This window comes from Pontibacillus marinus BH030004 = DSM 16465 (assembly GCF_000425225.1).
Classification (GTDB): domain Bacteria; phylum Bacillota; class Bacilli; order Bacillales; family BH030062; genus Pontibacillus; species Pontibacillus marinus.
This window is the reverse complement of the sequence record NZ_AULJ01000041.1, coordinates 44791-53870: the sequence shown is the minus strand read 5'-3', so window position 1 is coordinate 53870 and position 9080 is coordinate 44791. Positions and strand designations below refer to the sequence as shown.

12 protein-coding genes are annotated in these 9080 nt (G+C 38.1%); 11 read left to right on the top strand and 1 reads right to left on the bottom strand.

What is annotated here, in order from left to right; genetic code table 11:
• Window positions 1–227 precede the first annotated feature (227 nt).
• The 11 genes from H514_RS0109995 (at window position 228) to H514_RS0109935 (ending at window position 8439) form a co-directional block, all read left to right on the top strand.
• A complete protein-coding gene (locus H514_RS0109995) occupies window positions 228–860 on the top strand; it encodes a stage V sporulation protein AA (RefSeq protein ID WP_027446845.1) in 633 nt (210 codons plus the stop codon).
• Window positions 841–1257, top strand: a complete 417-nt coding sequence (locus H514_RS0109990) for a stage V sporulation protein AB (protein ID WP_027446844.1) — start codon at window positions 841–843, stop codon at window positions 1255–1257. The genes H514_RS0109995 and H514_RS0109990 overlap by 20 nt, the downstream gene beginning before the upstream one ends.
• Window positions 1258–1271: 14 nt before the next feature.
• On the top strand, window positions 1272–1730 hold the full coding sequence (spoVAC, locus tag H514_RS0109985) for a stage V sporulation protein AC (RefSeq protein WP_027446843.1): 459 nt from the start codon (window positions 1272–1274) through the stop codon (window positions 1728–1730).
• A gap of 12 nt (window positions 1731–1742) precedes the next feature.
• Window positions 1743–2759, top strand: coding sequence for a stage V sporulation protein AD (gene spoVAD, locus H514_RS0109980; protein WP_027446842.1), 1017 nt, complete (start codon window positions 1743–1745; stop codon window positions 2757–2759).
• The gene (spoVAE, locus tag H514_RS0109975) at window positions 2759–3109 is read left to right on the top strand and encodes a stage V sporulation protein AE (protein ID WP_027446841.1); all 351 of its coding nucleotides are present in this window, start codon (window positions 2759–2761) and stop codon (window positions 3107–3109) included. Before spoVAD ends, spoVAE begins: the two co-directional genes overlap by 1 nt.
• A gap of 6 nt (window positions 3110–3115) precedes the next feature.
• Window positions 3116–3685, top strand: coding sequence for a stage V sporulation protein SpoVABEA (locus H514_RS0109970; protein ID WP_027446840.1), 570 nt, complete (start codon window positions 3116–3118; stop codon window positions 3683–3685).
• Window positions 3675–5171: a spore germination protein gene (locus H514_RS0109965; RefSeq protein ID WP_051255102.1), complete on the top strand. Its 1497-nt coding sequence runs from the start codon at window positions 3675–3677 to the stop codon at window positions 5169–5171. The genes H514_RS0109970 and H514_RS0109965 overlap by 11 nt, the downstream gene beginning before the upstream one ends.
• A 246-nt stretch (window positions 5172–5417) precedes the next feature.
• Window positions 5418–6722: a diaminopimelate decarboxylase gene (lysA, locus tag H514_RS0109960; protein ID WP_027446838.1), complete on the top strand. Its 1305-nt coding sequence runs from the start codon at window positions 5418–5420 to the stop codon at window positions 6720–6722.
• Window positions 6723–6736: 14 nt separating this feature from the next.
• Window positions 6737–7171, top strand: coding sequence for a peptidylprolyl isomerase (locus tag H514_RS0109955; protein ID WP_027446837.1), 435 nt, complete (start codon window positions 6737–6739; stop codon window positions 7169–7171).
• A gap of 46 nt (window positions 7172–7217) precedes the next feature.
• Window positions 7218–7682 carry a site-2 protease family protein gene (locus tag H514_RS25375; protein WP_027446836.1) on the top strand — a complete coding sequence of 155 codons (465 nt, stop codon included), beginning with the start codon at window positions 7218–7220 and terminating at the stop codon, window positions 7680–7682.
• A gap of 415 nt (window positions 7683–8097) precedes the next feature.
• Window positions 8098–8439 (top strand): GNAT family N-acetyltransferase, encoded by a 342-nt coding sequence (locus tag H514_RS0109935; protein WP_027446835.1) that lies wholly within the window; start codon window positions 8098–8100, stop codon window positions 8437–8439.
• 58 nt (window positions 8440–8497) lie between these two features.
• Here the strand turns inward: H514_RS0109935 and H514_RS0109930 are convergent, their stop codons facing one another.
• Window positions 8498–9022 (bottom strand): DUF309 domain-containing protein, encoded by a 525-nt coding sequence (locus H514_RS0109930; RefSeq protein ID WP_027446834.1) that lies wholly within the window; start codon window positions 9020–9022, stop codon window positions 8498–8500.
• Between the last annotated feature and the right edge of the window lie 58 nt (window positions 9023–9080).

Below are 9080 nucleotides of genomic sequence, written 5' to 3'. Positions count from 1 at the left end.
CCCGCCGCTCTCCACAAAAGCAACGGAACCATACGCCCTTTATCTCGATTTCAAGTCTTCAAGATAAGGGGGCTATTATGGAATAAGAAGGTTACAAAACAGCTCCTCTTCTGAATTCTCCTGCTCACTCCTCATAATACAAAATTTTTACATCTCCACATTACGAATGATACCAGCCAAGGTGACTCATACTAATTTTAAACTTCTCTATCAAGGAGGGGTGTCAAATGGGGAAAATTGTTTACTTGCGTTTAAAAAATAAAGTAGAAGCTAAGCTTCATCAAACCATCAAACTAGGAGACATCGCACTTGTTTCAGCAGAAGATGAAATCAGAAAAAAGCTTATGAATACAGAGTTATATGAGATCAAAAAAGAAGATCGTAATATTGTTATTATTGATGTTTTTAGAGTCATTCATCAGTTAAGCCAACGATATACCAACCTTGAGTTTCAACAAGTAGGACCCAATCAAACCATCATTAACATACAGAAACCTAAAAAAACTTCTTCAATGGTATTTGTAACCCTTATTTGGCTCCTTCTATATATCGGTGCGGCTATGGCGATTATGAATTTTCATTATGATGTCAGCATGGAAGAGGTGCAACAGCGACTCCATTACCTCCTTACCGGTGAAGAGGTTAAGCATCCATTGTGGATTCAAGTCCCTTACTCGATTGGCTTAGGAGTAGGTATGATTTTATTTTTTAATCACCTGTTCAAGAAACGGATTAATGAAGAGCCCAGTCCACTTGAAGTAGAAATGTTTAAATACCAACAAGACTTAGATCAATATGTCATTTTACATGAAAACAAATTGGTAAAGGATCAATCCAAAGATGACACATCGAATTCTTGAAACATTTATAGGTCTTGCAGGTGGGCTTGCAGTTGGTGCAGGTTTTGTAGCTTTTTTGACGGTTTTAGGGATTATACCAAGGCTCGTTCAATTGAGTAAAAGTTCAAAGGCAACGAAGTTATATGAGTTTTCTGTGGTTATTGGTGTATTAAGTGGTACGTTTTTGTCGTTTGATGATATGACCATTTCAATACCTGTGATCTTTTTAGCAATATGGGGAGCCTTTCATGGTGTATTTATTGGCATGTTAGCTGCAGCACTGACAGAAGTATTAAATGTGTTTCCGATTTTAACAAGAAGGATCGGAATGGAACAAAGTTTATTGTGGTTTCTAATGGCCATTGTTTTAGGGAAAATTTCAGGATCTCTATTCCAGTGGATAATTTTTGTTAAATGACGAGGTGGAAGATCATGAGTGATCAATTTAATCAAAAGCAATACAACAATACATTGAAAAATTATCAGCCCAAACCTAATTTGATCGTAAATTGTTTGAAAGCTTTTGTAGTGGGTGGGCTAATTTGTTTGTTTGGACAAATGCTTACAGATATATATATGAATGTATTTGATATGACTGAAAAAGAAGCGGGGAACCCCACCGTTACAACATTAATACTGCTTTCAGCTTTACTAACTGGCTTTGGTGTTTACGATAAACTAGGACAATTTGCTGGAGCTGGTTCAGCAGTTCCTGTAACAGGTTTTGCGAATTCCATCACAAGTGCAGCATTGGAGCATCGAAGCGAAGGAATTGTATTAGGTGTTGCTACTAACATGTTTAAGCTGGCTGGGTCTGTCATTGTATTTGGAGTTGTAGCTGCTTATGTAGTAGGGATTATCCGATATGTATTTCAATCCATTTTTATGTAAGGAGGGATAGCTATGAGAAAGGTTGGTAAGCAGACATGGATGTATGAGAATCCAGTCTATTTAAATTCATCTGGGACAGCAGTTGGGCCTAAAGAAGCAGAAGGTCCATTAGGAGACACGTTTGATATAAGTCACGATGAACTCCATTGTGATGAAGATAACTGGGAACTTGCAGAGCGTAAGTTAATGGAGGAAGCTATTCATACCTGTCTTGAAAAAGGGGGCCTATCTAAAGATCAGATCGACCTATTTTTAGCCGGTGACTTGTTAAATCAAAATGTAACTTCCAATTATGTAGCAAGGTCACTATCTATCCCTTTCTTATGTATGTTCGGTGCTTGTTCTACATCTATGGAAACATTAGCTGTAGGGAGTGCACTTGTTGACGGTGGATTTGCTGAAAATGTTGTAGCAGCGGTCAGTAGTCATAATGCCACTGCAGAGCGTCAGTTTCGTTATCCAACTGAATACGGGGGGCAAAAACCAAAAACTGCGACCTCAACCGTTACAGGGGCTGGGGCAGCGCTTGTCTCTCGAAAAAAGTCGAATATTCGAATTGAAAGTGCTTCGATTGGAAAAGTTATGGATTACGGTACAAAAGATCCCTTTGATATGGGCTCAGCCATGGCACCTGCGGCTTATGACACCATAAAGACACACTTTGAGGACACAGGGCGTGATCCTGATCATTATGACTTAATTGTAACAGGGGACCTTTCTGGAGTAGGGAGTCCCATACTCAAAGATATGTTAAAAGAAGATAATTACGATATTAATGCTAATCACAATGACTGTGGCTTAATGGTATATAACAGTGATCAGGAAGTATTCGCTGGAGGTAGTGGATGTGCTTGTTCAGCAGTGGTCACATATGGTCATCTTATTCAGTCATTAGAAAGTGGAAGATACAATAAGATCTTTGTTGTGGCTACTGGGGCATTAATGAGTCCAACAATGGTACAACAAAAAGAAACTATCCCTACTATTGCGCATGGGGTTGTATTAATGCGAGAGGAGGGCGGAGTTTAATGGATTATTTCTGGGCTTTCGTTGTAGGCGGAGGGATTTGCGTAATTGGACAAATCTTATTAGATGTATTTAAGCTAACACCAGCTCACGTGATGTCTTCATTTGTTGTAGCGGGTGCTGTATTAGATGGTTTTGATATCTATGATAACCTGATTGAATTTGCAGGTGCAGGTGCTACTGTACCCATTACAAGTTTTGGACATTCACTCTTGCACGGTGCGATGGAAAAAGCCAATGAAAATGGCCTAATGGGTATCGCTATGGGGATTTTTCACCTTACATCAGTGGGTGTTGCATCAGCTATCTTATTTGGTTTTCTCGTAGCCATTATCTTTAAACCTAAGGGGTAGGTTTGTATGGAATCAAAAAGAGTGATCGTCATAACTGACGGAGATGCATATGCTCGAAATGCACTTGATTATTTAGCGAAGCGGATTGGTGGAACATGTCTTACCGACTTAGCTGCAAATCCTACAACGGCAACCAAAGATGAAATGTTAAAAGCTATTCAAAGAGCTGATGAAGAGCCAATTTATGTATTATTTGATGATGCTGGCGTTCCTGGAGTGGGGATGGGTGAGGAAGTTCTTGTGGATTTGGCGAAAGAGCCAGAAATTGAAATTATTGGTGCGATAGCAGTAGCTTCTCACACACGATCATTGGAGTGGTCACGTTTTGACTTTGCTATTGATGGAGAAGGGCAACTCGTTCCTAATGGAGTGGATAAAGAAGGTGTCCCTGAAATGGAAATTGGACGCATAAGTGGAGACACTGTCTACTGCTTAGACCAACTTGATATTCCTACCATTGTAGCTATAGGTGATATTGGGAAGATGCGTGGAAATGATGATATAGATAAAGGAGCCCCTATTACAAGAAAAGCGATCGAACTGATCCTGGAAAGGGCTGATGTAAATGGGAAATAGTGAATTAAGAGAACGAAAAGAAAAAAATGAAAAACAACCAATCTCTTCAGATATCAAAACAGTAGAAGCCTATATGAAGGAAAATGCAGGGGTAGGAGTTTCCTTTGATTTAGGTTTTCGCAAACTACAAATCCTAGGTACAGACATTGATATTTATTATTTAACTGGTATGGTTGATGCAAGTTATGTCATACAAATCATTGAGAACCTTGTAAAAATCAATGATGTTGAGAAGCCTGATCCATCTAAGATTGATGACATTATTCAGAATCGTCTCGTTCATATGCAGGTTGAAAAAATAGACTATATGAACAAAGCAATCACACAAATGCTTTCTGGCCTAATTGTCGTTTTTATTGATGGATTTGATCAAGCGATAACAATAGATACGCGTCATTATCCTGGTCGTAGTCCTAAAGAGCCTGATACTGAGAAAGTAGTTCGTGGTTCTCGAGATGGTTATACTGAAAACATTATCGAAAATACAGCTTTAACGAGAAGAAGAATTAGAGATGAAAGACTTCGTCATGAAATCTTTCAAGTGGGTGAGCGATCCAAAACAGATATTTGTATATCTTATATAAAGGATGTAGCTGATCCTGGATTAATTAAGCTAATCAAAGAAGAACTTCAAAACATAGATATCGATGGTCTCTCCATGGCAGATAAAACGGTTGAAGAATATATTGTGAGTCAAGGTAAAAACCCTTTTCCGTTAGTACGCTATACAGAGCGTCCTGATGTCGCCTCTGCCCATTTATTTGAAGGGCATGTCCTAATTATGGTAGATACATCACCGAGTATGATTATTACACCTACAACATACTTTCATCATGTACAGCATGCTGAGGAGTTTCGACAAGCCCCTATTGTTGGTTCTTTTGTAAGATGGGTCCGTTACTTAGGTATATTTATGTCGGTTTTCTTATTACCTCTTTGGCTCTTGATGGTTATGGATCCTACTTTACTTCCGCAAAATTTACAGTTTATTGGACCGCAAGAAGAGAGTAATATTCCTGTTGTGTTCCAGTTACTCATAGCTGACCTCGGGATTGAGTTTCTAAGGATAGCCGCTATTCACACCCCTACGCCGTTATCAACTGCTATGGGTCTGATTGCTGCAGTACTGATTGGACAAATCGCGATCGATGTTGGTTTGTTTATACCAGAAGTTATTTTATATGTTGCGATCAGTGCCATCGGTGCTTTTTCTACGCCTAGTTATGAATTAAGTGTAGCGAACAAAATTTGCAGATTGATCATGCTTGTTATTACAGCTTTGTTTGGCGTTAAAGGTTTGATGATTGGGTTCACCGTTTATATCTTACTGTTAACTCGTACAAATTCTCTTAACACTCCTTATTTATGGCCTTTACTACCATTTAACTTCGGAGCTAGTATGCAGCTACTATTCCGAGTATCTGTACCATTATCTAAAAAACGTCCAAGTATTGTTAATCCGCAAAATCGCCACCGCCAATCATAATTGAATATTGAATAACCATGCATGTTGTGATAAATTTATTTTAATCTTTCAGTGTGTGAAAGGGAAAAGAAGACAGATAATCTGTCTTCTTTTTACACGTTAAGAAAGTATAAAATTTTAGCACAAGTTTTCTTTAAGTGTACATTTAAGGATAATCTTTTATTAAAATGAAAAAATTGCATTTATATATTCTATGTACTTTTAGTCAAATTCATTTATGTTCTAGAGGTCGGGGAGTGATTTAACATGAATAGAGAACAGTTCAACAGTAAAGGTCATCTACTTGTAGGGGGAGTAGATACCGTTCAATTAGCTAATGAATATGGAACTCCTTTATATGTCTATGATGTCGAAAGAATCAGACAAAATGCACGAAGCTTTGTGGAAACATTTAAAAAGTTAGGTGTACAAGCCCAAGTTGCCTATGCTTCTAAAGCGTTTTCCTCTATTGCCATGCTTCAAGTTGCAAAGGAGGAAGGTCTAAGCTTAGATGTTGTATCAAGAGGAGAGCTATATACAGCTATTCAAGCAGAGTTTCCAACAGATCGTATTCATCTACATGGAAATAATAAGAATATAGAAGAATTGGAAATGGCGATTGAACAGGATATTGGGTGTATCGTCATTGATAACTTTTGGGAGATTGATTTACTCAATGGTTTACTCGAAGAACATGGAAAAGAAATGGATGTTCTTTTACGTGTAACACCAGGAATTGAGGCTCATACACATGATTATATTTTGACAGGTCAAGAGGATTCCAAGTTTGGGTTTGACTTATGGAATGGTCAAGCTGAACAAGCCCTAACGCAATTAATGGATCTTGAGAGAATTCATATAAAAGGACTTCATTGTCATATAGGGTCTCAAATTTTTGAAACTCATGGATTTGTGATGGCTGTTCGTAAATTATTTGAAGCTCTAAATAACTGGAAGAGTCAATATGGTTTTATTCCTGAAGTCTTAAACCTCGGTGGGGGATTCGGAATTCAATACACGGATGAAGATGAGCCTCTTCCAAGATCGACCTATGTTGAAGAACTTGTTACAGAGGTGAAAAGACAAGTTGAAAGTATGCAAATTGACATGCCAGAAGTTTGGATTGAGCCCGGAAGAGCGATCGTAGGGGATGCTGGATTAACCCTTTATACTATAGGGGCTATAAAGGATATCCCGAATGTACGGACTTATGTGTCTGTTGATGGCGGTATGACAGATAACCTTCGTCCAGCTCTTTATCATGCTAGGTATGCTGCCGCTGTTGCAAATAAGATGAATGCACCAAGAGAACAATTAGTTTCTATTGCAGGGAAGTGCTGTGAATCAGGAGATATGTTAATATGGGATGTGGAGTTACCACACGTTGAAAGTGGTGACATCCTGGCCACATTTAGTACAGGTGCTTATGGATATGCCATGAGCAATCACTACAACCGTTTTCCTAAGGCAGCTGTTGTATTCGTTGAGAATGGAGAACACCAGTTAGTGATTCAGCGTGAATCGTATGAAGATATCACACGATTTGACCTACCGTACGAAAGGCCGTATTAGAGGAGGAGAAAAGAATGAAAAAAGGTATCATCGAGTTTGAAAATGGAGAAAAGATTACATTTGAATTATATGAGGATGCTGCACCAGGTACAGTAGAAAACTTTGTAAAGCTAGCAAACTCTGACTTTTATAATGGACTTACTTTTCACCGAGTAATTCCAGATTTCGTTATTCAAGGCGGTTGCCCTGATGGTACAGGAGCAGGTGGTCCTGGCTATACGATTAAATGTGAAACCGAAGGAAATCCTCATAAGCACCAAAGAGGAACACTATCTATGGCACACGCTGGTAAAGATACAGGCGGAAGTCAGTTCTTTATTTGTCATTCCCCTCAACCACACCTTGACGGCCGACACACTGTCTTTGGACAGGTTGTAGAAGGTGTAGAAATTGTGGACCGTGTACGTCCTGGAGATGTCATGCAAAAAGTAACGATAATAGAGGAGTGAGTCTAATGACTCACTCTTCCTTTTTGTTGCTTAGAAAGGTGATCAGATGATTGTTGGGTGGCTCCTCTTACTCTTTATAATTGTACCTCTAGGCTTGTTTTTGCATGAGCTAGGACACGGCTTTTTTGCTTTTATTCGGAACGTTTCTTCCATTCATATTGGAATTGGGAGGGGTAAAGAAATCTTCTCGTTTCAAATGGGGAGGATTCATGTACATATATCTTTGTTCTTTTTTATAGGAGCATTTGCTAGTTATTCTAGTGAGGAAGCATTTACATATATGGATAAAATAATGATATCGTTAGGTGGTCCTTTATTTAGCATGGCTGCCTTTTGGTTAAGCTGGTGGGGGTTTCTTACAATTCAAACAAACTTTCTTTTTACTCTAATGCTTTTCAACGGTTGGTTAGCATTTATTAATTTAATCCCTTATAAAGTGAAAGATAAAAAATCTGATGGTTATACGATCATAGAAGCTGTAATAGCCCGTTTTTTCAATAAACCTGCTTAGTATCCCTTCCCTTATCTAGCAACTAGGATACCACTTGCATATTTACGCATTGTCGTTATAATAAGGGAGGAGTGACTACAATGAAGAAGAAAAATTGGACTCTGTTTGCCATATTATTAGGCCTAAGTATGGTCTGGGGTATTATCTATTGGATGATATTTGTCCTGAAATAAAATCATGCAATATAATAGCTGTGACTTTTTAGAACATGCCATTTACGCTTACGTATTAAATCATTGACAATTTCTAGGTATTACGTCATAAATAGAGAGACACATGAATATTAAACTTGAGAAGGTGTCGGTGAATGAAAAGCGATAAACAAGAGAAAAAACTATTCTGGTTAATAATTACTGTAGCTGGGATCTTTCTATTATCGATGCTAGGAAAGTTATTTTCTTAATGAGGGGTAATTATGTTAATTCGATATAAAAAAAGCTTTGAAAAAATTGCCATGGGGCTCTTGTCTTTCATGCCTGAGGAAAAGGATGTTAAAAAACTTCTTAGTACTATTAAAGAGTATGAGACAAATGATAGCTGGCAATTATATTTATGGAAAGAGGAAGATATTTTAGGAGCTGTTGGAGTTAAGTTTGATGAATCACAAGCAGTCATCCAACACATCACAGTTAATCCTTCCCATCGAAATCAAGGAATAGGAAAAAAGATGGTAGAAGCATTAAGAAGTGAGCTTCAAAATGAATATACTATTTGTGCGAATAAAGTAACGGAAGAATTTGTTGAGCAATGCGATTAATTCTTTGTACAAAAAGGAAGCCAGTTCCTGCTAGAACGAGGAACTGGCTTTTGTTTGCTTAATTCTTCTTTTCTTTTCGTTTACGTAGTTCTGCTTCTCGCTCTTCAATAACCTCTGTTCTATCACGCATAGAGTGACGGTGAATTAAATGTTCATTTTCAATGTCACTAGGCACTCCATATGAAGAGCCTAATTCTTCGCAGCGTTTCTTAACAAGGGACAGGAGTTGATCGTGAATGATAGGGAGCTCTATGCTTTGATAATCTTCACCCTTGTTAATCTTATTCTCTAACGTTTCTAATAAGCTAAGCGTACGTTTTTGGTCGAGACCATAAGAATCTAAGTGATCTTGTTTGGATTGAATGATATCATTCGCTTTTGCCAATGTTCGAAGAGCTCCTGATGTATTTCCTCTTCGATAATGATAAAGGGAAACTGATAGTTGAATGAGTCCAACCCACAAGGATTGTTTATCTAAAGGCGTTTCTTCTTTCCAACGCTCTTCTAGTAGTTCGTGACACTCAAAGTAATCTCTTGTTCCGTGAAAATGAGCGAGATAGTCGATATATGCTTGATCATACATGGGATTAGCTCCTTAACTCTTTTTGATATCAGTGTATCATATATGAAAAGCTGTAAGT

Excerpts from the sequence above, each read along its gene's own strand:
- H514_RS0109995 (WP_027446845.1), top strand. The coding sequence starts at position 228 with ATGGGGAAAATTGTTTACTTGCGTTTAAAAAATAAAGTAGAAGCTAAG.
- H514_RS0109990 (WP_027446844.1), top strand. The coding sequence starts at position 841 with ATGACACATCGAATTCTTGAAACATTTATAGGTCTTGCAGGTGGGCTT.
- spoVAC (WP_027446843.1), top strand. The coding sequence starts at position 1,272 with ATGAGTGATCAATTTAATCAAAAGCAATACAACAATACATTGAAAAAT.
- spoVAD (WP_027446842.1), top strand. The coding sequence starts at position 1,743 with ATGAGAAAGGTTGGTAAGCAGACATGGATGTATGAGAATCCAGTCTAT.
- spoVAE (WP_027446841.1), top strand. The coding sequence starts at position 2,759 with ATGGATTATTTCTGGGCTTTCGTTGTAGGCGGAGGGATTTGCGTAATT.
- H514_RS0109970 (WP_027446840.1), top strand. The coding sequence starts at position 3,116 with ATGGAATCAAAAAGAGTGATCGTCATAACTGACGGAGATGCATATGCT.
- H514_RS0109965 (WP_051255102.1), top strand. The coding sequence starts at position 3,675 with ATGGGAAATAGTGAATTAAGAGAACGAAAAGAAAAAAATGAAAAACAA.
- lysA (WP_027446838.1), top strand. The coding sequence starts at position 5,418 with ATGAATAGAGAACAGTTCAACAGTAAAGGTCATCTACTTGTAGGGGGA.
- H514_RS0109955 (WP_027446837.1), top strand. The coding sequence starts at position 6,737 with ATGAAAAAAGGTATCATCGAGTTTGAAAATGGAGAAAAGATTACATTT.
- H514_RS25375 (WP_027446836.1), top strand. The coding sequence starts at position 7,218 with ATGATTGTTGGGTGGCTCCTCTTACTCTTTATAATTGTACCTCTAGGC.
- H514_RS0109935 (WP_027446835.1), top strand. The coding sequence starts at position 8,098 with ATGTTAATTCGATATAAAAAAAGCTTTGAAAAAATTGCCATGGGGCTC.
- H514_RS0109930 (WP_027446834.1), bottom strand. The coding sequence starts at position 9,022 with ATGTATGATCAAGCATATATCGACTATCTCGCTCATTTTCACGGAACA.